At 74.4% G+C, this 23080-nt stretch carries 26 protein-coding genes; 10 read left to right on the top strand and 16 right to left on the bottom strand.

From position 1 onward, the window contains the following. Positions 1-116 precede the first annotated feature (116 nt). The 4 genes from ACQEVZ_RS09420 to ACQEVZ_RS09435 all read left to right on the top strand — a co-directional run bounded on the left by ACQEVZ_RS09420 (position 117) and on the right by ACQEVZ_RS09435 (position 3523). On the top strand, positions 117-680 hold the full coding sequence (locus ACQEVZ_RS09420; RefSeq protein ID WP_344510565.1) for a DUF7691 family protein: 564 nt from the start codon (positions 117-119) through the stop codon (positions 678-680). Between the two features lie 50 nt (positions 681-730). Further along, a complete protein-coding gene (locus ACQEVZ_RS09425; RefSeq protein ID WP_433364093.1) occupies positions 731-1582 on the top strand; it encodes an alpha/beta hydrolase in 852 nt (283 codons plus the stop codon). 133 nt (positions 1583-1715) lie between these two features. Further along, positions 1716-2735 (top strand): hypothetical protein, encoded by a 1020-nt coding sequence (locus ACQEVZ_RS09430; RefSeq protein WP_433364096.1) that lies wholly within the window; start codon positions 1716-1718, stop codon positions 2733-2735. After that, on the top strand, positions 2732-3523 hold the full coding sequence (locus ACQEVZ_RS09435) for an inositol monophosphatase family protein (RefSeq protein WP_433364099.1): 792 nt from the start codon (positions 2732-2734) through the stop codon (positions 3521-3523). The genes ACQEVZ_RS09430 and ACQEVZ_RS09435 overlap by 4 nt, the downstream gene beginning before the upstream one ends. Here the strand turns inward: ACQEVZ_RS09435 and ACQEVZ_RS09440 are convergent. Further along, positions 3498-5675 carry an MMPL family transporter gene (locus ACQEVZ_RS09440; protein WP_433364102.1) on the bottom strand — a complete coding sequence of 726 codons (2178 nt, stop codon included), beginning with the start codon at positions 5673-5675 and terminating at the stop codon, positions 3498-3500. The genes ACQEVZ_RS09435 and ACQEVZ_RS09440 overlap by 26 nt on opposite strands. Before the next feature lie 143 nt (positions 5676-5818). Between ACQEVZ_RS09440 and ACQEVZ_RS09445 the strand changes: the two genes are divergently transcribed. Next, a complete protein-coding gene (locus ACQEVZ_RS09445) occupies positions 5819-6973 on the top strand; it encodes a sensor histidine kinase (protein WP_433364105.1) in 1155 nt (384 codons plus the stop codon). Positions 6974-7016: 43 nt separating this feature from the next. Continuing rightward, complete coding sequence (locus ACQEVZ_RS09450) at positions 7017-7709, top strand: response regulator transcription factor (RefSeq protein ID WP_344510577.1); 693 nt, start codon at positions 7017-7019, stop codon at positions 7707-7709. A 15-nt stretch (positions 7710-7724) separates the two neighbouring features. Here ACQEVZ_RS09450 and ACQEVZ_RS09455 read toward each other — a convergent pair whose 3' ends face one another. From ACQEVZ_RS09455 to ACQEVZ_RS09465, 3 genes are read right to left on the bottom strand one after another with little or no spacing between them, the layout of a single operon-like run. After that, entirely contained in the window at positions 7725-8573 is an 849-nt protein-coding gene (locus ACQEVZ_RS09455; protein ID WP_433364109.1) for a hypothetical protein, read from the bottom strand. Further along, positions 8570-8995 carry a nucleoside deaminase gene (locus ACQEVZ_RS09460; RefSeq protein ID WP_433364112.1) on the bottom strand — a complete coding sequence of 142 codons (426 nt, stop codon included), beginning with the start codon at positions 8993-8995 and terminating at the stop codon, positions 8570-8572. Before ACQEVZ_RS09460 ends, ACQEVZ_RS09455 begins: the two co-directional genes overlap by 4 nt. Then, the gene (locus ACQEVZ_RS09465) at positions 8992-9885 is read right to left on the bottom strand and encodes a PhzF family phenazine biosynthesis protein (protein ID WP_433364115.1); all 894 of its coding nucleotides are present in this window, start codon (positions 9883-9885) and stop codon (positions 8992-8994) included. Before ACQEVZ_RS09465 ends, ACQEVZ_RS09460 begins: the two co-directional genes overlap by 4 nt. A gap of 92 nt (positions 9886-9977) precedes the next feature. Here ACQEVZ_RS09465 and ACQEVZ_RS09470 point away from each other — a divergent pair, with 92 nt between their 5' ends. Further along, positions 9978-10424 carry an Lrp/AsnC family transcriptional regulator gene (locus tag ACQEVZ_RS09470; RefSeq protein WP_344510585.1) on the top strand — a complete coding sequence of 149 codons (447 nt, stop codon included), beginning with the start codon at positions 9978-9980 and terminating at the stop codon, positions 10422-10424. 7 nt (positions 10425-10431) lie between these two features. Here ACQEVZ_RS09470 and ACQEVZ_RS09475 read toward each other — a convergent pair whose 3' ends face one another. After that, the gene (locus tag ACQEVZ_RS09475; RefSeq protein WP_360572591.1) at positions 10432-10794 is read right to left on the bottom strand and encodes a DUF2203 domain-containing protein; all 363 of its coding nucleotides are present in this window, start codon (positions 10792-10794) and stop codon (positions 10432-10434) included. Positions 10795-10841: 47 nt separating this feature from the next. Then, on the bottom strand, positions 10842-11366 hold the full coding sequence (locus tag ACQEVZ_RS09480) for a universal stress protein (RefSeq protein ID WP_344510589.1): 525 nt from the start codon (positions 11364-11366) through the stop codon (positions 10842-10844). Between the two features lie 81 nt (positions 11367-11447). On the opposite strand from ACQEVZ_RS09480, the gene ACQEVZ_RS09485 reads away from it, so the two are divergent. After that, a complete protein-coding gene (locus ACQEVZ_RS09485) occupies positions 11448-11648 on the top strand; it encodes a hypothetical protein (RefSeq protein WP_433364120.1) in 201 nt (66 codons plus the stop codon). Here the strand turns inward: ACQEVZ_RS09485 and ACQEVZ_RS09490 are convergent. The 5 genes from ACQEVZ_RS09490 to mddA form a co-directional block, all read right to left on the bottom strand. Beyond that, entirely contained in the window at positions 11629-14025 is a 2397-nt protein-coding gene (locus ACQEVZ_RS09490; protein WP_433364123.1) for a penicillin acylase family protein, read from the bottom strand. The genes ACQEVZ_RS09485 and ACQEVZ_RS09490 overlap by 20 nt on opposite strands. A gap of 230 nt (positions 14026-14255) precedes the next feature. Beyond that, on the bottom strand, positions 14256-14546 hold the full coding sequence (locus ACQEVZ_RS09495; protein ID WP_433364126.1) for a DUF4287 domain-containing protein: 291 nt from the start codon (positions 14544-14546) through the stop codon (positions 14256-14258). A 101-nt stretch (positions 14547-14647) separates the two neighbouring features. Beyond that, a complete protein-coding gene (locus tag ACQEVZ_RS09500) occupies positions 14648-14986 on the bottom strand; it encodes an Imm51 family immunity protein (protein WP_433364129.1) in 339 nt (112 codons plus the stop codon). Between the two features lie 31 nt (positions 14987-15017). Further along, a complete protein-coding gene (locus ACQEVZ_RS09505) occupies positions 15018-17159 on the bottom strand; it encodes an alpha/beta fold hydrolase (protein ID WP_433364132.1) in 2142 nt (713 codons plus the stop codon). Between the two features lie 16 nt (positions 17160-17175). Next, a complete protein-coding gene (gene mddA / locus ACQEVZ_RS09510) occupies positions 17176-17907 on the bottom strand; it encodes a methanethiol S-methyltransferase (protein ID WP_433364135.1) in 732 nt (243 codons plus the stop codon). 93 nt (positions 17908-18000) lie between these two features. On the opposite strand from mddA, the gene ACQEVZ_RS09515 reads away from it, so the two are divergent. Further along, positions 18001-18600 (top strand): TetR/AcrR family transcriptional regulator, encoded by a 600-nt coding sequence (locus ACQEVZ_RS09515; protein ID WP_354892031.1) that lies wholly within the window; start codon positions 18001-18003, stop codon positions 18598-18600. On the opposite strand, the gene ACQEVZ_RS09520 is transcribed toward ACQEVZ_RS09515, so the two are convergent. From ACQEVZ_RS09520 to ACQEVZ_RS09540, 5 genes are all read right to left on the bottom strand, one after another. After that, a complete protein-coding gene (locus tag ACQEVZ_RS09520) occupies positions 18578-19465 on the bottom strand; it encodes a pentapeptide repeat-containing protein (RefSeq protein ID WP_433364139.1) in 888 nt (295 codons plus the stop codon). The genes ACQEVZ_RS09515 and ACQEVZ_RS09520 overlap by 23 nt on opposite strands. A gap of 90 nt (positions 19466-19555) precedes the next feature. After that, a complete protein-coding gene (locus ACQEVZ_RS09525; RefSeq protein ID WP_433364142.1) occupies positions 19556-20434 on the bottom strand; it encodes an aldo/keto reductase in 879 nt (292 codons plus the stop codon). 19 nt (positions 20435-20453) lie between these two features. Continuing rightward, positions 20454-21653 carry a D-alanyl-D-alanine carboxypeptidase family protein gene (locus tag ACQEVZ_RS09530; protein WP_433364145.1) on the bottom strand — a complete coding sequence of 400 codons (1200 nt, stop codon included), beginning with the start codon at positions 21651-21653 and terminating at the stop codon, positions 20454-20456. A gap of 10 nt (positions 21654-21663) precedes the next feature. Continuing rightward, complete coding sequence (locus ACQEVZ_RS09535; RefSeq protein ID WP_433364148.1) at positions 21664-21816, bottom strand: hypothetical protein; 153 nt, start codon at positions 21814-21816, stop codon at positions 21664-21666. Beyond that, positions 21786-22646: a LysR family transcriptional regulator gene (locus tag ACQEVZ_RS09540; RefSeq protein ID WP_433364151.1), complete on the bottom strand. Its 861-nt coding sequence runs from the start codon at positions 22644-22646 to the stop codon at positions 21786-21788. Before ACQEVZ_RS09540 ends, ACQEVZ_RS09535 begins: the two co-directional genes overlap by 31 nt. Positions 22647-22705: 59 nt before the next feature. Between ACQEVZ_RS09540 and ACQEVZ_RS09545 the strand changes: the two genes are divergently transcribed. Further along, entirely contained in the window at positions 22706-23071 is a 366-nt protein-coding gene (locus ACQEVZ_RS09545) for an aldo/keto reductase (RefSeq protein WP_433364155.1), read from the top strand. Positions 23072-23080: the final 9 nt, after the last annotated feature.

Below are 23080 nucleotides of genomic sequence, written 5' to 3' on the forward strand. Positions count from 1 at the left end.
CAAGCTGGTTGCAGCGGAGTCGCCGGAGTCATGCCCGTCTCCGGCGGCTCCGCGCCCGGCTTCCCGCTTGTCCGCGCTCGCCGGACCCGACGACGTAACGGACAGAGGGAGATTCCATGGGGTACGGCGTCATGGCCTACCGGGTCGACATCGACAGGCTGGCCGCCCTGTGCGGCAGCGGCGACAACCAGGCACGGCGGGCGATCTGCGGCAGGTTCCGCACCGACATCGCCCGGCTCAACGACGACCTCGACTGCTCCAACGACCGCGGCGCGCCGTCGGTCTTCACCGCGATCGAGCACCTCGTCATGGGCGGCGACAAGACACTGCCCGGCCACCTGTACGGCTACGGCTTCAAGTACATGGTCGAGTTCTCCGGCCGGTTCCTGGACAACTCGCAGTTCTACCCGTGCCCGTCGTCCTATCTGGACAGTACGGTCGACCCGGCCATGAAGGCGACCGGCGCCGCGATCAGCATGTCGGACCTCATCTTCCGCGGCGCGCCGGTCAGCTTCCCGTCGCCGGACGACTTCCCGTCCATCGGCTACTGGACCGCCGCCGAGGTCGCCGCCGCCGCCGAGCCGCTGAAGTCCGGCACGACGGACGAGGTGCGCGCGGTCGCCGCCTGGACCGCCGGTGCCGCCGCCGAGCAGAAGGGCATCGTCGGCTTCTACCACTGATCGGCCTGTCCGTCGTTGAACCCGGCAGGGCGACAGTGACGGAGGGCCGGATGCGGCGACGGGTTGTGCTCGCCGGGGTGGCCGGGATCGGCGTCGCCGCGGCGGTGGCGGCCGGTGGGGCGCGGTTCGTCGACGTGCGGTCCGGCGGCGGGTTGCCGTCCGCGGCCCGCGTCGGGTTCGGTGACCTGGGGCGGCTGCTCGGAGCGGGCGGCGGGGACAAGCCGGTCGTGCCGGACGCGCCCGTCGGCGACGAGCGGCTGGAGCGGCGGGTGTCGGCCGCGCGGGGCAGGAGCGTCGACGTCTACACGTGCGTGCCCGCCGGGCACGGCGACGGGCGCGGGCTGCCCGTGTGCCTGGTCCTGCACGGCGGGTCGAAGACGGTCCGGGACTTCCCGGCCATGGGTCTCGGCCGGTTCCTGACCGCGGCCGTCGCAGGGGGCGCGCCGCCGTTCGTGCTGGCGGGCGCGACCGGTGACCGCCTCGGCTGGCGGCCTTCGGGGGGTGACGACCCGCAGCGGATGGTGCACGACGAGGTGCCGCGGTGGTGCGCCGAGCGGGGGTTCGACACGACGCGGATCGCGGTGTGGGGCTGGTCGATGGGCGGGGCCGGGGCGCTGCTGCTCGCCGAGGCGTTTCCCGGGTTCGTGCGCGCGGTCGCCGCGTTCTCGCCGGCCGTCGCGCCCGGGGACGCCGTCTTCGCCGGCCGCGACCGGCTGCGCGGGACACCCGTCGGCCTCTGGTGCGGCCGCGACGACCCGCTCCACCCCGACGTCCGTGCGCTGCACCGGCAGCTGCCCGAGGCGCCCGTCGCCGGCTCGTACACCGGCGGCAGGCACAACTTCGGGTACTGGAGCAGGGTCGTCCCGGCCGCGTTCGCCTTCGTCGCGGGCACGCTCACCTGACGTTGGTAGGGACAGCCCCACCACGGCGCCTGAGGGAGGCGGGACGCGGAGTGAGGGGGTCGGCGGGCATGTGCGGGGCACCCCCGGATTGGGACCGTGGACGCATCATCAGCCCTCTTTCGTGGAGTCCACCATGACCGGTCCGCAGCCCGTCCGATGGCACCGTCCGCTGCTGTGGTTCGCGGCGGCGATGGGTGTCCTCGCCCTCGTGTCCCTCGTCGGGATCTTCGTCGACGACCGGCTGGTCGTCGGCAGCCCCACCTGGCTCAAGCCGTTCAAGTTCGCCGTTTCCATGGGTGTGTACGCGGTGACCCTGGCGTGGCTGCTCCGGGCCGCCCGGCGCGGCCGGCGCACCGGCTGGTGGGCCGGGACGGTCGTCGCCGTCGCCGCCACCGTCGAGATGGCCCTGATCGTGCTGCAAGGGGTCCGGGGCCGGCCCAGCCACTTCAACAACTCCACCCCGTTCGACGAGACCGTGTGGTCGCTCATGGGCAACCTGGTCGTGGTGCTGTGGACGGCCAGCCTCGTCGTCGCGATCGTGGTCGCCTTCCAGCGCGGCGGCGACCCGGTGCTGAAGTCCGCGGCCCGGCTCGGCTTCACGCTGTCGCTCGCCGGGATGCTGGTCGCGTTCCTCATGACGCAGCCGACCGCCGAGCAGGACGCGGCCCTGGACCGGGGCGAGACGGTCGGCATCATCGGCGCGCACAGCGTCGGCGTCGCCGACGGCGGCCCGGCGATGCCCGTCACCGGCTGGTCGACGACCGGCGGCGACCTGCGCGTCGCGCACTTCGTCGGCATCCACGCCCTGCAGGCCCTGCCGCTGCTGGCGCTCCTGCTCGCCGCCGCCGCCCGGCGCCGGCCGTCCTCGGCGCCCGGCGAGCAGCAGGCCGCGCGGGGTCGGCTGTCCTCGGTGCTCGGGGAGCAGCGGGTCGCGCGGGGGCTCGTGCGGGCGGCGGCGCTCGGGTACGGCGGCCTCATCGCCCTGCTCACCTGGCAGGCGCTGCGCGGCCAGCCGCTGCTCGACCCGGACGGCAGGACGCTGCTCGCCGCCGGCGTCCTCGCGGTGACCGTGCTGTGCGCCGCCGGGATCGCCCTGCGCGGTCGCGGGAGGACGCCGATCGTGGAGAAGTCCCCGGCTATCGTCGGGGCGTGACGACAGACGATCTCGAACTGGCCATCGCCGCCGCCGAAGCGGGCGCGGCGGTGGTCCGTTCGCGCTTCGGGACCCGCCTGGACCGGTTCGCGAAGGGCGGCGGCGACTTCGCCACCGAGGCCGACATCGAGGCGGAGCGGGCGATCCTGGCGGTGCTGCGGGCCGCCCGGCCCGGCGACGCCGTGCACGGCGAGGAGTCCGGCCGCATCGGCGGCGGCGACCGTACGTGGCTCGTCGACCCCCTGTGCGGCACGCTCAACTACGCGGCCGGCGCGATGCTCGTGGCCGTCAACGTGGCGCTGCGCACGCCCGCGGGCACCACCGTGGCCGTGTCCGTGGACCCGTTCGCCCGGGAGACGTTCTCGGCGGCCGCCGGGGTGGCCCGGGTGCGCCGCGACGGGGTGGAGGCGGACCTCGTACCGACGCCGCGGTCCGCTCTTGTCGACGTGAACCTCGACCCGCCGTTCCCGAACGGTCCCGCCTTCCACCCGGCGCGGCTCCTCGCGGATCCGGGGTTCGGCGAGCTGTTCCGGCCGCGGGTCGTGTCGAGCACCCTCGCCGTCGCGTGGGTCGCCGCGGGCCGGCGGGCGGCGTACGTGACCGACGGCGACCTGCGCGACAGCGTCCACTTCGCGGCCGGGATCGCGCTGTGCGAGGCCGCCGGCTGCGTGGTGACCGGGCTGCGGGGGCAGCCGATGCACACCGGGGCCGGCGGCCTCGTCGCCGCCGCGGATCAGCGGACCCACGCGGCGCTGCTCGACCTCATCGAGCGGCAGTTCCAGCGCTGACGAGCTCCGGCTCGACCGCCGGCGGCTCCTCGCCGTGCAGCCGGGTGCCCTCGACGTCGACGTCGGGCAGGAGGCGGTCGAGCCAGCGCGGCAGCGCCCAGGCGCGGCGGCCCAGGAGCGTCATGACCGCCGGGACGAGCGTCATCCGCACCACGAACGCGTCGAAGAGGATGGCCGCGGCGAGCGCGAACCCGATCGACTTGATCATGGCCTCGGGCGACAGGATGAAGCCGGAGAACACGCTGATCATGATGATCGCGGCGGCGGTGACGACCCGGGCGCCGTGGCTGAACCCGTTGACGACGGCGTCCTTGGGCGCGGCGCCGTGCACGTGCTCCTCCCGCATGCGGCTGACGAGGAACACCTCGTAGTCCATGGCGAGGCCGAACACGATCCCGATGAGGATGACGGGGAGCAGGCTGACGATCGGGCCGGTCTGCTCGACGCCGATGAGGTCGGCGAGCCAGCCCCACTGGAACACGGCGACGACGGCGCCGAACGTGGCGGCGACGCTCAGCAGGAACCCGACGATCGCCTTCAGCGGCACGAGCACCGAGCGGAACAGCAGCGTCAGCAGCAGGAACGCGAGCACCACGATCACCGCCAGGTACGGCCCGAGCGCCGACCCCATCTTCGCCGAGATGTCGATGTTGACGGCGGTGGTGCCGGTGACGGCGAGCGCGGCACCGCCGGACGGCGGCAGCGCCCGGATGGCGTGCACGAGGTCGGTGGTCTGTGCCGCGTCGGGCGCGGTCGCGGGGATCACCTGCAGGATCGCCGTGTCGCCGGCCGGGTTGAGCGCCGGCGGGCTGACGGTGACGACGCCGGGCAGCTCCGCGATGCGCGCGGCGGCGGCGGTCGCGGCGGCCTGCGGGTCGGGGCTGGCGGCGGCGTCGACGACGACCAGCAGCGGGCCGTTGAAGCCGGGGCCGAAGCCCTCGGTGAGCAGGTCGTAGGCCTTGCGCTGGGTCGTGGCGGGGCCGGCCATGTTGTCGCCGGGCAGGCCGAGGCGCATGTCGAGGACGGGCATGGCGACGATCCCGAGGCCGAGGACCGCGGCGACGAGCGTCAGGACCGGCCGCCGGGTGACGAGTGCCGCCCAGCGGCGGCCCATGGTGCCGTTGCCGTGCCTGCGGGCGGCGACGCGGCCCTTGGCCACCCGGTCGCCCGCGAAGCCGAGCAGCGCCGGCAGCAGGGTGAGGGCGATGAGCACCGCGACGATGACCGCACCGGACGCGGCGAGCCCCATCTGGGTCAGGACCGGGATGTTCACGACGGCGAGGGCGGCCAGGGCGATGACGACCGTCAGCCCGGCGAACGTGACGGCGGACCCGGCAGTGCCCACGGCCCGCCCCGCCGCCTCGGCGGGCGACCGGCCGAGCGCGACCTCGTGGCGGAACCGCGAGACGATGAACAGCGCGTAGTCGATGGCGACCGCGATGCCGAGCATCAGCGCGAGGGTCGGCGTGGTGCTGCTGAGGTCCACGAAGCCGGTCACGATCTGGATGCCGGCCATCGCGGCGCCCACGCCGAGCAGCGCGGTCAGCAGCGGCAGGCCGGCCGCGACCAGCGACCCGAGGGTGACCAGCAGGACGAGCGCGGCGATGAGCAGGCCGATCACCTCGCCGATGCCCTGCTCCGCCGGCGCCTGCAGGGCGTCGCCGCCGATCTCGACGGTCAGGCCCGCGTCGCGCCCGGCGCGGGTCGCGTCCACGAGCGCCGCCCGGTCGGCGTCCGTCAGGCCGATCGGCTGCACTGTGTAGGTCACCTGCGCGTAGGCGACGGTCCCGGCCTGGTTGACGGTCCCCCGCAGCGGGTCGGAGACGCTCGCGACCCGACCGCCGGCCTTCAGCGCGGTGACGGTCCGCTCGACGGCGGCGGCGTTGCCGGGGTCGGTGAGCTTCTGGCCGGCCGGCGCGGCGAACACCACCCGCGCCTGCGCGCCGCCCGCTCCGGCCTGCGGGAAGCGCTGCGCGAGCAGGTCCTGCGCCTCCTGCGCCTGCGTGCCCGGGATCTCGAACGAGCCGGCCGTCGGGCCCGACAGGGTCGCCGCGCCGGCGCCGAGGGCCGCGATCAGTGCCAGCCAGAGCACGAGGACGAGCTTCCGGCGGCGGAAGCTCAGCTTCCCGAGCCGGTACAGGTAGGTTGCCATGCCGACCACGGTCCCGGGCGGCGGGCCGGAAAGCGTCGTCCCGGCGCAGACACCGGGCTACCACGGGCGTGGTAGCCGCCCGGGTGGTGGCTACTGCGGCCAGACGACGCCGCCGCCGCGAAAGGCCGCGTACGGTGCAGAGCATGGACGCCAGCGAGACCGCGCTCACCAGGGTGTGGAGATACGCGGCGGGCAGGCCGCTGCTGCTGGACATGCTGCTCGCCCTCGTGCTGGCGTTCGCCGTGCTGCGCGCCGCCGCCGACGACCGGGCCACCAACGGCGACGTGATCGTCGCGGGCGTGGCGTTCGTCGCCGTCCTCATCCGCCGGCTGCGGCCCCTGGCGGCGCTCGGCATCGCCACGTCCGCGACCATCGGCGCGATCCTGCAGGGCGTCAGCAACCCGGGGCTGATCGTGGCGCTCGGCGTCATCACGTACTCGATCGCGGCGCACACCGACCGGCGCAAGGGCTGGGTGTGCGCGCTCGCCGCGTCCGGGTTCGTGTACCTGACGGGCCTCATCGTCGCCGCCGAGGACTGGTGGCGGGGCGAGACGCTCGGCATCTTCGCGTGGATCTTCATGGCGGCCGCGGTCGGCGACGCGGCGCGCACCCACCGCGCGTACGTCGCCGAGGTCGAGGAGCGCGCCCGCCGGGCGGAGCAGACCCGCGAGGACGAGGCCCGGCGCCGCGTCATGGACGAGCGGCTGCGGATCGCCAGGGAGTTGCACGACGTCGTCGCGCACCACATCGCGGTCATCAGCGTGCAGGCGGGCGCCGCCGCGCACGTCCTGCAGCGCCGGCCGGACCAGGTGGGCCCGGTCCTGAACCACATCCGCGAGGCGTCCGACACGGTGCTGAAGGAGATCCAGTCGGTGGTCGGGGTGCTGCGCGGCGCCGACGAGCGTGAGACCACCGAGCCCGCCCCCGGCCTCGCGCGGCTGCCGGAGCTGCTCGCCACGCTGGAGACGACCGGGTTCCCGGTGCGGCTCCGGCAGGTCGGGGAGGCGCGGGAGCTGCCCGCGATGGTGGATCTCGCGGCGTACCGCATCGTGCAGGAGGCCCTGACCAACGCCCACCGCTACGGCGACGGCTCGGCGCAGCTCCTCGTCGAGTACACCCCGGACGACGTGGTCCTCGAGGTCAGCAACCGGATGCGGGCGGCCGCGCAGAAGGGCGCCGGCTACGGACTGCTCGGCATGCGCGAGCGCGCCGCGGCCGCCGGTGGGAGCGTGACCGCGTGCCCGGTCGGCGCCTCGGTGTTCCGGGTCCACGCGGTCCTGCCGGCGGAGCACGCATGACGATGGTGTTCCGGATCCACACGGTCCTGCCGGCGGAGCACGCGTGACGATCCGGGTGCTGCTCGCGGACGACCAGGCGCTGATCCGCGCCGGCTTCAAGATGATCATCGACTCGGAGCCCGGCTTCGAGGTCGTCGGCGAGGCGGCCGACGGGCGGGAGGCCGTGGACCTGGCCCGGACCGCCCGCGCCGACGTCGTCCTCATGGACATCCGCATGCCGCGCATGGACGGCCTCGAGGCGACCCGCCGCATCGGCGCCGACGACAACCTGGCCGGCGTGCGGATCCTCGTGCTCACCACGTTCGAGACCGACGACAACGTGGTCCTCGCGCTGCAGGCGGGCGCCAGCGGGTTCCTCGGCAAGGGCGTCGCCCCCGCCGACCTGCTGCACGCGATCCGGGTGGTGGCGGGCGGCGAGCAGCTGCTGTCGCCGCGGGCGACCCGCGGGCTGGTGAGCCGCTTCCTGACCAGCCTCCGGCCGGACGCCGACGGGGCGCTGCCGGCGCTGGACCTGCTCACCGACCGGGAGCGCGAGGTCCTCGTCCTCGTCGCGCACGGCCTGTCCAACGACGACATCGCCGAGCGCCTCTTCGTGTCGCCGCTGACCGCCAAGACGCACGTCAACCGGGCGATGACGAAGCTGAACGTCCGGGACCGGGCGCAGCTGGTGGTCCTCGCGTACCAGAGCGGCCTGGTCCGCCAGGGCGACCCGCTGCCCGACCCACCCAACCGCTGACGGCCGGGCCGGGTGTCACCAGCCGATGCGGGCGAGGGCGAGGGCCACGAAGCCGCGCAGCGCCCGGTCGTCCCAGCCGGGCACGTCGGGCGGGAGCGGCCCGTCCGGGTCGGCGGCGACGGCGATCATCGTCAGGGCGGGCTCCGGGGTGGCGGCGCGGTGCCGGTACGCCAGCGCGATCGCCGCCGTCAGCGCCACCTGCCGATCCGGATGGTCGAGCCGCCCCCGGAGGTGCGTGTCGACGGCCGGGTCGTCGACCGGCAGGTGGGCGAGGGTCAGGTTGGCCGCGGCGCTCGCCGTCCCCAGCAGCGCCGCCACCGCCGACGGGGTGGGCGGGAGCCACGCCAGGAGCCCGGCGGCCAGCTCCGCGACCGCCGGGTCCGCGTCACCCACCCAGCCGGTGACGGTCCTGGCGTGGGCGGCGAGGGCGTCGTAGGCGTCCCGGGCCCAGCGGTCGGCTCCCGCGTCGCCGGCCTCGTCGTCGCCGGCCTCGTCGTCGCCGGTGAGCCACAGGTTGAGCCGCAGCAGCTGCTCGTCGGTGACCGCGTCCGCCGCCGGGTAGGCGGCGCGCGCGTCGAACGGCAGGGCGTCGTCGCGGTGGTCGCCGATCGCCACCTTCCTGAGCATCCGCAGGAGGTCGGCCCGGTCCGGGGTCGCCGGGTCGTCGGCGAGCGCGACCAGGAACGGCACGACGACGGCGCTGGCCTGCCACCGGGTGCCCTGGTGGTACAGGTGCGCGGACAGCTCGTTCCGGGCCCGGGCACGGGTCTCCGGCTCGGCCGCCGTCAACGCCTCCAGCAGGGCGGGGACGTGCTCGGAGGTGCCGTCGCAGCCGTACACCCGCTCCCAGGCCACCCCGGTCACGCGGTGTAGTAGCCCTCGACGGCCGCCCGGGCCGCGTCGAGCAGGGCCGGCCCCTCCTGCGGGACCCGCGGGAAGCCGCCGGCGGGTTTCAGCGCGTCGAGCTGCCCGGCGGACAGGGCGTACACGACCCGGCCGAGGCCGGAGCGGTCGATGGCGCCGGTGCACATGCCGCAGGGCTGGCAGCTGGTGTACATCGTGGTGGCGGCGGCGTCCTCGGGGGTCAGGTGGCGGGCGGCCCAGCGGGCCAGCTTCAGCTCCGGGTGGGCGCTGATGTCGTCGTCGGACAGGACCGTGTTGTGCTCCTCGGCGAGGACCCGGCCGCCGGCGACGAGCAGCGACCCGAAGGGCGCCTCACCCGCCGCGCGGGCCTCGACGGCGATCGCGATCGCCCGGCGCAGGAACCGCTCGTCGTCCGGGGTCACGACGCCTCCGGCAGGGTCATGGTGCCGCGGGCGACGACCAGGCCGGAGCCGCTGACCCGGACGCGGGACCCGGCGACGGTCACGGTGATCCGGCTGGGCCGGCCCATCGAGTGCCCCTGCTCGACGACGACGGCGACCTCACTCTGGTCACCTTGGTCGCCGGCCGCCAGCAGCGCGGCGAGGGGGCCGGCGGCGGTGCCGGTCGCCGGGTCCTCCGCGATTCCCATCGCCGGGTTGAAGAACCTCGCGTAGGCCGTGGCGTCCTTGTCGACGGTGTCGCCGGTGTACAGGTAGCAGCCCTCACCCCCGACCTGCCGGAGCGCGGCGGTGAGCCGGGCGTCGTCGGGCGCGGCCCGGTCCACGGCGGCGCGGTCGCGCACCGGCACGAGCAGGTGCCCCGCGCCGGTGGAGACCACCTGGGCGGGCCGGTCGGCGACGAGGTCCTCCTCGCGCAGCCCGAGCGCGGCGGCCAGCCCGGCCCGGTCGCTGACGACGGCGCCGAAGACGGGCGGCGACTGTTCCATGGTCACCACCACCCGCCCGTCGTCGTGCCGCACGTGGACGGGCAGCACGTCCTCGCCGATCTCCTGCGTGAAGTCGCCACCGCCGTCCAGGCCGCCCGGGCCGGCGAGCCACAGCCAGGCGCCGAGGGCGTTGTGGCCGGCGCCGTACACCTCCTCCCCGGTCGGCGTGAAGGACCGCAGCCGCCGCGTCGCCCCCGGCCGCGTGGGCGACTGGACGAACGTGGTCTCCGACTGGTTGAACTCGCGGGCGATCGCCCGCATCTGGGGGTCGGTGAGCCCGTCGGCGTCGGTCACGAGGGTGAGCGGCGCGCCGGTGAGCGGGGCCGAGGCGAACACGTCGACATAGACGAACGAGGTTTCAGGCACACCTCGACGCTACGGCCCGCCACCCACCGGGTGGAGGCCGTTCGTGCGGCATCGCGGGCGGTTCGCCGCAGGATCTGCGGTAGCCTGCCGCGATGACCGCACCGGGGCTCGACGAGGTGGACCGGCAGCTGCTCGCGGCGGTGCAGCGGGACGCCCGCGCGTCGCTGACGTCCCTCGCGGCCGCGATCCACCTGGGCGTGTCCGCGACGCGGGCCCGCCTGCGCGGCCTGGAGGAGCGGGGCGTCATCACCGGCTACACGGCCAGGGTCGACCCGGTCGCCTGCGGCCTGCCGCTGCGCGCGGTCGTGCGCATGAAGGTGCACGGCGCCCTGTACGACAAGGTCGCCGCCGTCCTGGACCGCGAGCCGCAGATCGTGCGCTGCGTCCGCGTGACCGGCGAGGCGTGCTACGTCGCCGAGATCGTCGCCGCCGACATGCCGGACCTCGCCCGCATCACCTCCGAGCTCGCCCGCGTCGGCTCCATCACCACCGACATGGTCTACGAGGTCGTGGCCGACCGCGCGATCCCCGCCCGGTAGACCCGGCTCAGTCGAGCCGGCGGCGGCCGGCGAAGCCGAGGTCGGCGCGGTGATACCAGGCGAGGTCGCGGTCGCCTTCCAGCCAGCACAGCAGCACCGGCACCCCGTCGAGCTCGGCCGGGAAGTCGAGCAGCAGCGGCGCCACGCCCTTGAGGTGCGCCCCGCTCTGCTGCACCTCGGTGACCAGCTCGTCGAACCTGGCGGACCTGGCCTTCCACTCCGGCAGCCCACCCAGCGCCGTCGCGGCGCCGCCGGGTGCGAGCGCCGCCGCCAGCTCCGCAGCGTCCGCCCGCACGGCGACGAGCTCGTCGAGCAGTGGCCGCAGCCGGCCGAGCGCCGCCCGCGCCTCCGCCACTGTGTACAGACCCATGCACCAAGTCTGGCACCCGCCACCCGCACCGGGTGATCCGGACCGGGTCAGCCCGAAGCGGTCGTCTCCGGGGTGCCGGAATGGTCCCTGGCCCGGGCGCGGACCACGACGACCGGGCGGTCGGACTTGTGCACGAGGGTGTCGGAGGTGCTGCCCAGCAGCAGCTCGCTGAGCTTGCGGTGCCCGTGCGCGCCGACCACGATGCCGGGGCTGTCGTGCTCCCGGGCCACGCGCAGCAGGGTGTCGGCGGGGGTCAGGTCGTCGGCGACGGCGAGCGCGGTGGCGGTGGTGAAGCCGGCCTCCCGGGCGAGCTGCGCGCCCTGCCGGGCGGTCTGCTTCGCCGACTCGTACGCGGCCTCGTCCATCTCGGCGGCGCTGCGCAGGTCCAGGGCGGCCGGTGGGAGCTCGAAGCCCGGCACGGGCAGCGTCAGGGGTTCGAAGCGCCGCCCGGCCTCCCACACCGTGACGACGAGCGCCGGTTGCGGGCCGAGCAGGGCCGCCGCGTCGCGCACCGCCTGCCGTGCGGCCGCGGAGCCGTCGAAACCGAGGATCACCGGTCCTCCTGTGGTCACCGTTCCCACCGTACCGACGGATCCACCGCCGGCGGGGTGAGCGCAAGGTGGTCCGGCGCCCCGCCCGGGAGGGCCGGCAGAATGGCCGGATGGACTCGGAGCGGCGGCACGCACACCGTCGCCGCCCCGCTCACCAGCCGCGACGGGGTGCCGCTGCCGCCGGAGCAGTGCGTCGCCCTGGCGGCGGCGTTCGGCGCGAACCCGGCCGCCGCCGACGCGGTCGCATGGCTGCGACGGTCGGCGGCGGCCCGGGTCGCCGCGATCACCCCCGCACTGTCCTGACGGAGAGCTTCGGGTCGGCGGCGATCGACGCCTCCGAGTAGCGGCAGTCGCGCAGCTGCTTGTTGCGGAACAGCAGCGTCTGGTCGGTGTAGTTGGGCGAGTACGGGTCGGTGGACTCGCTGTAGGTGAGGACGCAGCGCGCCGACGGGCCGGAGGACGTGTACGCGAGCGTCAGCAGGAAGCTGGTGCCGTAGTTCACGACGTACCCGCGGTCGGTGAGGTCGCTGCCCTCGGCGAACGTGCCCGGGTTCATGAACGGCTCACGGGACGAGCCCGGGAACGGTTCGTACTGCGCCATGTTGGCGATGCCGACGTTCTCCGTCGAGCCGGGCACCGGGATCCGCTGGCCGGCCTTCACGGTGTACTGGACGGACTGCAGCTGCACGTTCAGCGGCAGGCCTACGGCGCGCATCCGCAGCATGGCGCGGGCGAGCCCCGTCAGCAGCGGCGCCGGGTCGGCCGGTGCGCCGCGCGGGGTGCGGCCGGGGTCCGCGGGGTTGAACGCCACGCCGAACAGCGGACCCGCGGTCGTGAGCGCGTCGGGGTGCTCGGCGAGGACCGCGCCGATCGTCTCCCGCCACAGCACCGCGCCGCGGCTCGGCAGGTCGAACAGCCGGTCCCAGGCGGCGAGCGCGGCGCAACCGGCGCTGATGTCGACCGGCGTGCCGTCCACGTTCACGGGCCGGGTGCCCTGCGCGCGGCAGGACGCCACCGTGTATCCGGCGAGCTCCGCGGCCGTCAGCGAGTCGCCGGAGAGGATGGCGGTGCCGAGGCCGGCGAGGTCGAAGCGGGCCGTGCCGTTGATGAGCCGCAGGTTCTGCCGCGACCGCGCCGACAGCGGCGTGCCCTCCGAGCCCTGCAACGGCGAGAAGCCGGTCAGGAAGGCGTTCTGGTTCGGCACCCAGTGGCTGTCGTTGGAGTTGAAGACGTAGTCGCGCCGTTGCAGCTGCGGCTGCTGGGCGAACGGGATCAGCCCCGGCGAGCGCGCCCCCGGCTGCACGACCCACGCGTTGGCGCTGTCGCTGCCGTTCAGCGCGCCGAGCGGGTGGTTCGCCATCTCCGTCAGCGACGCCACGGACAGGTTCGGCGTCGGCGACGAGTCGGTGTACCAGGCGTTGCCGGCAGAGTCGGTCGCGACCGTGTTCACCCACGGGATGCCCTGGTCGCGGCCGATCGACGCGCGCAGGCCGGCGACGTCGGTGGCGCGGGCCATGTTCATCCACACCCGCAGCAGCCGGTCGTTGTCGATGTTGGCGTCGCGGTACGTGTACGCCGTCGTCGCCGTCCACCCGAACGCGGGGTCGATCGCCGACAGGTCCAGCACCGGCCCGTACCGGGTGAACCACATGGTGCGGGTGACGGTCTGCAGCGCGCCGCCCTGGTTGACCCGGATCGTCACCTGCTTCGACGTCATCGCCTCGGGCCGCCCGTCCACGAGGTACGTGGTCGGCGAGCCGGGGACGAGGTCGACGGAGTAGAAGGTGAAGCGCGACCCCTCCGCGACCGTGTGCGTCCACGCGACCTTGTCGGTGAAGCCGATCTGCACCCCGGGGATGCCGCCGAGGCTCGCGCCGTACACGTTGAGACTCCCGGGGACGGTCAGCTGCGACTCCCAGAACTTGAGCTCGCCCTCCCACGGAAAGTGCGGGTTGCCGACCAGCATGCCCCGCCCGGTCTGGGTCTTGTCCGCGCCCAGCGCCCAGCCGTTGCTGGACAGGGCCTTCTGCTGCCGCAGCGCGGCCAGCCCGTCGGTGGTGACCTCCGGCGCGATCGCGAGCGCGGCGCTCGCGCTGCCCGGCGGGGTGGCCGAGGCGATCGGGGCGAGCAGCGCGCCGCCGCTGGCCAGCAGCGCGATGTCGCGCTGGTACGCGAGGACGTCGACCGCGGAGATCGGCGCGATCCACGGCTGGCCGGCGCACCAGCCGGGCACCCTGGCGGGGCCGGCGGCGGCCAGGAACGCGTTGAAGCCACGCACGTAGCCGTTGAGCACGTCGCGCTCCTCGGGCTGCAGCCTGGTGAGCTGCTCCCGGGCGCGGTCGACGAGGCCCAGCGACTGGTACGCGAAGTCGGTCGCCAGGTTGGCGCCGTCAGGCCCGGGGCCGAACCACCGCGACCGCTCGCTGCGGACCTTGACGACCTGGTCGGCGAGGTCGCAGAACCGGTCCTCGGCGTAGGCCCAGCCCTGCCCGAACGCGGCGCCGCCGACGCTGGTGGCCAGCACGTGCGGCACGCCGTAGCTCGTGCGCCTGATCACCGCGGTGTAGGCCCCGGAGGTGACGGTCTCCGCGGCGCCCGCGCCGGCGGGCACGCCGACGAACGCCGGCGCGAGCAGGCCTGCTGCCGATAACAATGTGAAGATCCGACGGACGCGGTGCACGGCTCCTCCGATGTGACGCAGCTGATTGACGGTGGCTCGAATCTGCGCTTTTCACCATGTGCAAGAAGACGCGTTTCAATGACGAATGCGGCGTTTTCCCCGGCCGCCGGGGTGCGCGACACGTCAGGCCACCATATTGCAATCAGTGACCTTTGTACTACCGTCAATGCCGGATCTATCGAGATTCGCTGATCAACTCAGAGATTGATCGAATTCGCCGGTCCGCCGGTTCATGCTGGGCGGGTGGCCTTGCCGTCCAGCCACAGGGTGTCGCTGCCGTCGCGGTGGGTGCCGGTCGCGCCCACGTGCTTGCCGGGGATCTTCGGGCCGTTCTTGATCACGTGGACGAGCGCCATCGCGTGGCCGCGCCCGAGATCGAAGTCCGCCTTCAGCCAGTCGACGATCGCGCCGGCCTTGACCCCGGGCGCGTCCAGCCCCCGCGCCGCCGCAAGCCCGAGCAGCTCCCGCGGGGTCTTGCCGGTCTTGGTCTCGATGTTGTCGAGGTACGCCTGGAACGACATGTCGGTCTCCTCTGGCACCGGCACGCTCACCGTGCCGCTACAGACGCGTCGAACGGCTCGCCGCGCTTTCGACATCCGCCCCGGAACTTTTTCGACCGGCCTCAGTCGTCGAGGTCGACCCCCTTCGCCACGGCCAGGGCGACCGCCTTCCTGGCCTGCTCGACGTCCGTGACGACGGGGGTCAGCAGCTTCGACAGGGCCTCGAGCGCGCCCCGGTCGGTCCCGTATGCGCAGAACATGCCGGCCTCCGGGTCGTAGGAGAACCGGCCGCCCAGGTCCGGCGCCTCGACGCTCACCAGCAGCCGCGCGATCGCCTCCCAGAAGTAGCCGTGCGGTTCGTGCCCCAGGGACTCGATGGCGGTGTCGACCTGGGTGCTCCCGGCGTTCAACAGCAGCGAGTACTTGCCCGGCGACGTCTCGATCAAGCGCAGAGGATTCATCCGCACATCCTGACAGGCGCCGCACACCGGGTCAGAAAAGCTCGGCGAGCAGGGCGGCGGCGCGAGCGGCGCCGTCGGCCGGAACGGCGCGGTAGGCGACCGGGCGGTCGATCTCCTCCGCGATCGCCGCCGCGAGCGAGTCGGGGGTGAGGGTGTCGTAGTCCATCCGCCGCCCGGCGCCGTGCCGGCGGAGCCGGTGCGTGACGTGGAACTGCTGCTCGAAGTGGTTGCGCAGCGGCACGTAGATGAACGGCCGCCCCGCCGCCGTCAGCTCCATGCACGTCGTGAGCCCGCCCTGCACCACCGCCAGGTCGCACGCGGCGAGGTGCCGGTCCAGCCCCGGCACGTACGGCAGGACGTCCAGCCCCGGCGGGGCCGCCACCGTGGCCGGGTCGATGCGGGGGCCGGCCACCAGGATCATCCGCAGGCCCGGCACCCGCCTGGCCGCCTCCGGGAACGCCGCGGCGACGAGCCGGAGCAGGTGCCCGCCGACCCCGGACCCGCCGACGGTGACCACGCAGACCCGCTCGCCGGGCCGGTACCCGAGCGACGCCCGCACCGCGCTCCGCGCCTCACCGGCCACCGTGCCGGTCACATAGCCGGCGAAGTCGTAGTGCTCCGTGGTCCAGTCCTTGATGCGGGGCAGTCCGGGCCCGAACGGCTCGTCGATGACGTCGCCGGGGTCGCCGACGAAGATGGACCGGTCGCGCAGGCGCGGGTACCGGTCGATGTGGCCGATCATCTCGGCGTTGTAGTCGGCGGCGACGAGGGCCTCGCGCTCGCCGCCGGACGGCATCGGCAGGAAGCCGACGAAGTCGGTGAGCCACGCGTACGCCGAACGCTTCAGCTCGGGGTTCTCGTGCAGGAAGTGGTCGACGTCCCACGCCTCGTCGCCGACGACGAGGTCGTAGCGCTCCGACTCCAGCAGGTCGTGGAACACCATGAAGTTGGCGACGAGGATCTCGTCCATCCTGCGCAGCGCCTCGAAACAGTGCAGGTCGTGCTCGCCGGACTCGCTCTCCACGTGCGCGGACTCGTTGACCAGGAAGCGGCTCGCGGGGTGGACGTGCTCGCCCGCGTCGGCGAGCATCCGGGTCACGGGGTCCTGGGTGAGCCAGTCGATCTCGATGCCGGGTCGCAGCTCGCGCAGCTTCGCGGCGATGGCGAGGTCGCGCCGGGCGTGACCGAGACCGATCGGCGAGGACAGGTAGAGCACCCGCCGGGGCCGGGACTGCCAGCGGCCCCAGGCGCGGCGGACCGGCGCCGCCGGGCGGAACCGCTCGGCGAACCCGCGCACCAGCAGGTTGACCTGGACGGGGTCGCGGGCGAGCGGGATGTGGCCGCCGCCGTCGATGACCACCAGGTCGCCGCCGGTGAGCTCGGCGAGCGCCTCGCCGCGGGCCGGCGGGGCGACGCGGTCGTCGCTGCCGTGCAGCACCAGCACCGGGCCGCGCAGCCGGCCGCACCAGTCCTCGATCTCCTCGCGCCCGGGCCGGTCGGCCTGGCTCTCGACGTCGAGCACGGCCCCGGTGGTTTCGAGGGCCCAGGCGACGCCGTCCTCGACCTGCTTCGTGGAGTGCGGCTCGCTGAAGCACTGCCCCATGAAGAACCAGGCGAAGTCCTCGTACCGCGACCGCCAGTACCGCCGGTTGTACTTGCGCCAGTGGTTCGCCGGGTCGGCGCCGAGCCGGGGCACCGCCGACGGTGGCAGGTCGGGCGCGGTCCGGTCGTCCAGCCCGCCGGAGGCCGCGCGCGCCTGCGAGAGCGGCGTGAGCGCGATCGAGGCGCCGATCGCGACCGTGCCGTGCACCCGCCCGGGATGCTCGGCGGCGAGCTCCAGCGCCCAGTTGACCGCGCGGGACAGCCCGACGACGACGGCCTGGTCCGTGCCGGTCGCGTCGAGCACGGCGAGCGCGTAGGCGACCTGCGCCGCCTGCCCGTACGCCCGCGGGGTCGGCGGCCGGTCGGACCGCCCGTTGCCGGGCCCGTCGTACGTGACGACGCGGAAGTGCCGGGCCAGATACGGCACCTGCAGCTTCCAGACCCGCTTGTGCACCAGCGTCCACGTCGGCAGCAGCAGGATCGTCGGGCCGCCGGCACCGTGCACCTCGTAGTGAATCTTGACGCCGTCGTGCTCGACGAACCCCTCGACGTCGGCCTGTCGCGCCCGCATCGCCCGTACCCTTCCCTCAGCGCACCGGACGGGGCACGAAGCGCGGCACCCGGCGCAGGTAGTCCTCGTAGGGTTCGCCGAGCTGGACGCGCAGGTCGCGCTCCTCCAGGCGGACACCCACCATGATGTAGCCGGTCGACGCCAGGGCGAAGACCAGGCGCCCGACGCTCAGGTCCGGCGCCGCCCAGAACGCGATCAGGAAGCCGACCATGAGCGGGTGCCGGACGAGCCGGTAGACGAGCGGCTCGCGGAGGCCCGGCTCGGCGTAGTGCCGGTCACGGGCGCGGGCCAGCACCTGGCGCAGGCCGAAGAGGTCGAAGTGGCCGACGGCGAACGTGCTGAACACCAGGATCGCCCAGCCGAGCGCGTAGACCGCCCAGAGGATGCCGCGGGCCCAGGCCGGGCCGACGGACCAGACGGTGGCGGGCAGCGGCTGCCACTGCCAGAACAGCAGGACCAGCACCGCGGTCGAGGCGAGGACGAAGGTGCTGCGCTCGATCGCGGCCGGGACGAAGCGGGTCCACCAGCGCTTGAACCACGGGCGGGCCATCACGCTGTGCTGGACGGCGAAGAGCGTCAGCAGCGCCGAGTCGACGAGCAGCGCCCGCCAGGCCGGACCGGCGGTGCCGTCGTCGATGCCCTTGGGCACGGCGACGCCGGCCAGGAACCCGATCGCGTAGAGCAGCGCGGCGACGAAGACCAGGTAGGCCGCCGCGCCGTAGCCGACGACCGAGATCTTGCGAATCATGGTGCCACCTCCCTTGTTCGGTCGACCGACCGACATTCAGCAAGGTAGCATTCGGTCGACCGACCGAACAAGCACGCATCGATTGGGGACGGTTTGAACACGCAGGGCCGCATCATCGAGGCGGCGAGGACGTGCCTGCTCGCGGACGGATACGCCGCGCTGTCCACCCGCCGGGTCGCCGAGCGGGCGGGTGTGCCGCTCAGCCAGATCCACTACCACTTCGGCGGGAAGCAGGGCGTCATCCTCGCCCTGCTCGACCATGAGAATCAGCAGCTCGTGGCACGCCAGGTCCGCATGTACGGCGCCGAGACCCCCCTCTGGAAACGCTACGAGCAGGCGTGCGACTTCCTCGACGACGACCTCGCCTCCGGTTACGTGCGGGTGCTGCAGGAGATGATCGCGGCCGGCTGGTCCGACCCGCAGGTGGCGGCGCGGGTGACCGCGATGCTGGAGGCGTGGTTCGCCGTGCTGGTGCAGGTGTCGACGGAGGCCGAGCAGCGGTTCGGGTCGCTCGGGCCGATGCGCCCGGGCGACGTCGCCGGGCTCATCGGCCTGTCGTTCCTCGGCGGTGAGGCCGTCGTCCTGCTCGGCAGCGAGGACTGGAGCGGGCGCGTCCGCGGCTGGCTGCGCAGCGTCGGCGACCTGATCCGCCACTTCGAGGAGGGCGACGTCAGCGGGCCGTCCCGAAGTTGATGCTGAGGTTCGCCGGGTTCGGGTCAGCGTCGAACCGGGCGGGCCGGTGGCCGCGCACGGCACCCGAGAGGTAGACGAGAAGGGCGCCGACCAGCCACGGGTACAGGACGGAGACGAACATCAACGGCAGCAGCATCCCGGCGAAGATCCAGACCATCAGGCTGGCCACCGCATAGATGGCCAGGCGGGTCAGGCCCCGCTTGAGCGGCTTGCCGCCCGGCGTGAGCCCCCTGAGCATGTTGATCAGCGACTTCACCAGCAGCACCAGGCCGAGCAGGATCGCCAGCAGGGCGGCCTGGAAGGTGCGCGGGTCGAGGATGTCCACCTTCGCGCCGGACGTGTCGGCCTGGATCGCCTCGGCGAAGAGCGTGCGGGCGCCGCGCAGGTCGGCGCCGCCGAGGTCGGCCTGGGTGAGTGACGTGCCGGTGAAGTCGGCGCCGCGCAGGTCCGCCTTCGGCAGGTCGGCCTGGCTGAGGTCGGCGCCGGCGAACGACGCGTCGCGGGCGTCGGCGAGATCCAGGTGCGCCTGGGTGAGGTCGGCGTCGTCGAACCGGGCGCCGCGCAGGTCGGCGCCGGTCAGCGTGGCCTGCACCAGGTCCGTGCCGCGGAACGAGGCGCCGTGGGCGTCGATGCCGGACAGGTCCTCCTGGCCCAGGTCGAGGCCGTCGAGGACGGCGCCGTGCAGGTCGGCGCAGGTGAGGTCGGGCAGGCCCTCGGTGGTGGTGATGTGCTGCCCGGCGAGCTGCGCCCGGGTCTCGGGGCAGTCGGGCCCGGGGGTCGGCTCCGCGGCGGCGGGGGCGGCACCGACGAGCACGGCGATGATCAGCAGAGTGCCCGCGGCGCGGGCGAGGCGGATGGTCGGCACGCGCAACAGCATCGAGCGTCATGCACTCCCGCCGCCGCACTCCGTCTGGATCGCGACACGGTAGCGCCGGTCACGCCCGCCCGGGCGCCCTTATGACCATGTCAGGGATGCCCGGTGGGCCCAGTAGTCCGCGGGGGTCTCGGCGGGCGGGAGCGGGCCGGGGTCGTCGACGTCCAGGGCGCGCAGGTTGGCGGCCAGCTGCGCGGTCGTGGCCGCGCCGGACAGCACCACGCCCGCCCACGGCTGGCGCAGCGCCGCGGCGATGGCGGCCGCGTCGCAGCCGGCGAGCCGCCCGTTCGCCAGGGACTCCTTGACGATGACGGTGCGGCCGTCCGCGTGCGCCTCGGCGAGGGCCGGCCCGGCGGACGGCTCCAGCGGGTTCCACGTCGCCTGCACGGTGCGGAACAGCGGCTCGCCGCCCACCTCGACGCGCAGCGCGGCCCGGATCGCGTCGGCCTGGCGCGGCCCGCTGGTGGACAGCCCGACGGTGACGCCGGTGGCGGCGAGGTCCGCGAGCCGCCGGTGCAGGGTGGCGTCGGTGAGCGCGGTGCTCTCCGGTGTCACGGAGTGGATCTGGTACAGGTCGAGCCGGTCCCCGAACAGCTCCAGGGTCTCGGCGACCTGCCGGTCGAACGTGGCGACGGAGTGGTCCTTCGCCTCGTGCACGGGCGCGTCGACCCGCCATCCGGCCGTGTACGTGTAGCCCCACTTCGACCCGGCGACGGCGCCCGCCTTCCCGGGCAGCCAGCCGGCGAGGAACTCCTCCGCCAGCCCGTAGGAGCGGGCCACGTCGAAAAACCGGACCCCGGCGGCGTACGCGGCGTCGAGCAGCTCGTGGCTGCGGGCCCGCAGCGCCTCGACCGACCGGTCCGCGGGCAGATCCCGCTCCCGGCCGAGGTTGATGTACCCGGGCCGCCCCACGGCGGCGAGCCCGAGGCCGATGCGCATCGCGGGCGGTTCGAACGGCATGACCGATCCTATGCCAGTCCTACTCCAGGCGGCGGCGCCGGATGAGCATGACGACGCCCACCACGCCGGCGGTCAGCGCCACCGCGCCGACGGCGAGGATCGTGGGCCAGATCGAGTAGCCTCCGGTCTTTCCGGTCGCGGGCTGGGCGACCGCCGTCGCGGGCGCGGCGGACGGCGGGGCGGCGTGCAGCTTGGCCGCCTCCTCCGGGGTGACGAGGTGCCCGACGGACGTCCCGGTCGGCAGGGCGAACCCCCAGTCGAGCAGCATCGTGCCCTGCTTCCATGCACGGGCGGGCACGATCTCGGCGCCCATGACGGTGACGACGAGCCGCCGGCCGTTGCGCTGGGCGGCGCCGACGTACGTGTGCCGGGCCTCGTCGGTGAAGCCGGTCTTGCCGCCGATCGCGCCCTGGTAGCTGGTGAGGAGCTTGTTCTCGTTCTGGATCTGGAAGCCCTTCGGGTCCTTCGGTGGCTGCGCGGGCCACTGGTAGGCGAGGGTGGTGTCGTACGTGATGAAGTCCGGCCGGGCGAAGTCGGCGCGGGCGATGAGGGCCAGGTCGTAGGCGCTGGTGAGCTGGTCGGGGGCGTCGAGCCCGGACGGGGTGACGGCGTGGGTGTCGTCGGCGCCGAGCCGACGCGCCTCGGCGTTCATCGCGTCGATCGTGGCGGCCACCCCGCCCTCCCCGCCGGCGACGCGGGCGAGGGCGTTGGCGGTGTCGTTGCCGGACTGCAGCAGCAGCCCGAGCCACAGCGTCGACACCGGGTACTTCCCGCCGACGATCATGCCGACGGCGGAGCTGTCCTTGGGCAGGTCGAGGTCCTCGGCGGTCGCCTCGACGACCTGCGCGGGGTCCAGCTTCGGCAGGGCGGTCGCGGCGAGCAGCAGCTTCTGCACGCTCGCCGGCCGGCGGCGCAGGTGCGGCGCGCACGCGCCGAGGACCTCGCCGGTGTCGAGGTCGGCGACGATCCACGACATGGCCGACAGCGTCGGCGGCGCCGCCGTCCCGGCCGCCACGGCCAGCCCGGTCGTGCCGAGCTGGTCCCCGCCGACGGCCTGGGCCGCGGGGTCCAGCACGGGCGACGGCGGCGTCGGCGGGATGGTGGGGATCGAGGCGTACGGGCAGGGCACCACCGCGGGAGGCGCCGCACCGAGCACCGGCGCGGGCCACGCCAACAACCCCGCGCTCACCACGGCCGCCACCAGACCCGTCGCTCTCATGGCGGGCAGACTAACGCTCCGCGGCGAGGTACGCCCCCGCACCACCGCCAACCACGATCGACACCACCCCGGACACCAGCAGGCCGACGGCCTGGCCGGTCCGGCGCGGCGCCAGGGTGAACCAGGCGACGATCAGGTGGAGCCCCCATGGCCTGCCACCCATGAGCGATCCGTGTCCATGGCCGCGGCGTGGGCGGCAAGGGCGTCGACGGCGGCGGCGACGGCCGGGCGGGCGGCGGCGCTGTCCCGCCACAGGGCGAACACCCGCCTGGCCGGCTGGGGGTCGATCGGCACCAGCCGGACCCCCGCCGGCACGGGGTCGCGGCCGAGCCGCGGGATCACGGCCGCGCCGAGACCGGCGGCGACGAGCGCCAGCTGCGTCGAGTGCTCCGACGCGGTGTGCCGGATCCGGGCCTGGGCGCCGTGCCGGCGCAGGGTGGCGGCGAGCCAGTCATGGCAGATCTGGCCCGTGCTCCAGCCGATCCAGTCGTCGCCGGCCAGGTCGGTGACGGCGACCGCCGACCGCCCCGCGAGGGGGTGCCCGGCGGGCAGCGCCACGTCGAACGGGTCGTCCAGCAGATGCCGGCGGGACACGCCGTCCGGGACGCCGAGGACGTCGTCGGACCAGTCCTGCACGACGGCGACGTCCAGGTGGCCGCGGCGCAGCGCGGCGACCGCCGCGTCGGGCTCCCGCTCCGACAGCGACACGTCCAGGTCGGGGAAACGGCCGGTCAGCTCGGCCAGGACGCCCGGCAGCAGCCCCCGGGCCGCGGTCGCGAACGCGGCGACGGCGAGCGGCCCGGCGACGACGCCGCGGTGCTCGGCGAGGCCCGCCTCGACCCGCTCGACCAGGTTGAGCACGTCGGCGGCGCTGCGGGCGAGGACGGCGCCGGCCTCGGTGACCCGGATGCCGCGGCCCTGCCGCTCGACGAGGCGCTGGCCGACCTCCCGCTCCAGGCGGGCCATCTGCTGCGACACGGCCGACGTGGTCACGTGCAGCGCTGCGGCGGCTGCGCGACGAGGGGAAGGTCCGGCACGTCGGGCTGTCGGAGGTGACCGTCGAGCAGCTCGTCGAGGCATCGCGGATCATGCCGATCGCCAGCGTGCAGAACCGCTACAACCTCACCGACCGCGCCTCCGAGCCGGTGCTGGAGCACTGCGAGCGGCACGGCATCGCGTTCCTGCCGTGGCTGCCGGTGGCGCCCCTGAGCAGGGGCTCCGACATCAGCGGGGACGCCGTCAGCCGGGTCGCCGCGCGGCTCGGCGCGACCCGGACGCAGGTCGCCCTGGCCTGGCTGCTGCACCGCTCCCCCGTCGTGCTGCCGATCCCCGGCACGTCCCGGCTCGCGCACCTCGAGGAGAACGTCGCCGCCGCCGGCATCACGCTCGGGCCCGCCGACCTGGACGAGCTCGAGTAGGCTCCCTGC

Origin of the sequence: Dactylosporangium sp. CA-152071, from assembly GCF_050936335.1 — a bacterium.
Taxonomy (GTDB): Bacteria; Actinomycetota; Actinomycetes; order Mycobacteriales; family Micromonosporaceae; genus Dactylosporangium; species Dactylosporangium maewongense.

Bases quoted from the DNA above. Each gene is read 5' to 3' on its own strand.
- ACQEVZ_RS09530 (WP_433364145.1), bottom strand. From the start codon at position 21,653: ATGAGAGCGACGGGTCTGGTGGCGGCCGTGGTGAGCGCGGGGTTGTTG.
- ACQEVZ_RS09430 (WP_433364096.1), top strand. From the start codon at position 1,716: ATGACCGGTCCGCAGCCCGTCCGATGGCACCGTCCGCTGCTGTGGTTC.
- ACQEVZ_RS09525 (WP_433364142.1), bottom strand. From the start codon at position 20,434: ATGCCGTTCGAACCGCCCGCGATGCGCATCGGCCTCGGGCTCGCCGCC.
- ACQEVZ_RS09485 (WP_433364120.1), top strand. From the start codon at position 11,448: ATGGCCGGATGGACTCGGAGCGGCGGCACGCACACCGTCGCCGCCCCG.
- ACQEVZ_RS09445 (WP_433364105.1), top strand. From the start codon at position 5,819: ATGGACGCCAGCGAGACCGCGCTCACCAGGGTGTGGAGATACGCGGCG.
- ACQEVZ_RS09495 (WP_433364126.1), bottom strand. From the start codon at position 14,546: ATGTCGTTCCAGGCGTACCTCGACAACATCGAGACCAAGACCGGCAAG.
- ACQEVZ_RS09440 (WP_433364102.1), bottom strand. From the start codon at position 5,675: ATGGCAACCTACCTGTACCGGCTCGGGAAGCTGAGCTTCCGCCGCCGG.
- ACQEVZ_RS09500 (WP_433364129.1), bottom strand. From the start codon at position 14,986: ATGAATCCTCTGCGCTTGATCGAGACGTCGCCGGGCAAGTACTCGCTG.
- ACQEVZ_RS09505 (WP_433364132.1), bottom strand. From the start codon at position 17,159: ATGCGGGCGCGACAGGCCGACGTCGAGGGGTTCGTCGAGCACGACGGC.
- ACQEVZ_RS09470 (WP_344510585.1), top strand. From the start codon at position 9,978: ATGACCGCACCGGGGCTCGACGAGGTGGACCGGCAGCTGCTCGCGGCG.
- ACQEVZ_RS09535 (WP_433364148.1), bottom strand. From the start codon at position 21,816: ATGGGTGGCAGGCCATGGGGGCTCCACCTGATCGTCGCCTGGTTCACC.
- ACQEVZ_RS09420 (WP_344510565.1), top strand. From the start codon at position 117: ATGGGGTACGGCGTCATGGCCTACCGGGTCGACATCGACAGGCTGGCC.
- ACQEVZ_RS09475 (WP_360572591.1), bottom strand. From the start codon at position 10,794: ATGGGTCTGTACACAGTGGCGGAGGCGCGGGCGGCGCTCGGCCGGCTG.
- ACQEVZ_RS09425 (WP_433364093.1), top strand. From the start codon at position 731: ATGCGGCGACGGGTTGTGCTCGCCGGGGTGGCCGGGATCGGCGTCGCC.
- mddA (WP_433364135.1), bottom strand. From the start codon at position 17,907: ATGATTCGCAAGATCTCGGTCGTCGGCTACGGCGCGGCGGCCTACCTG.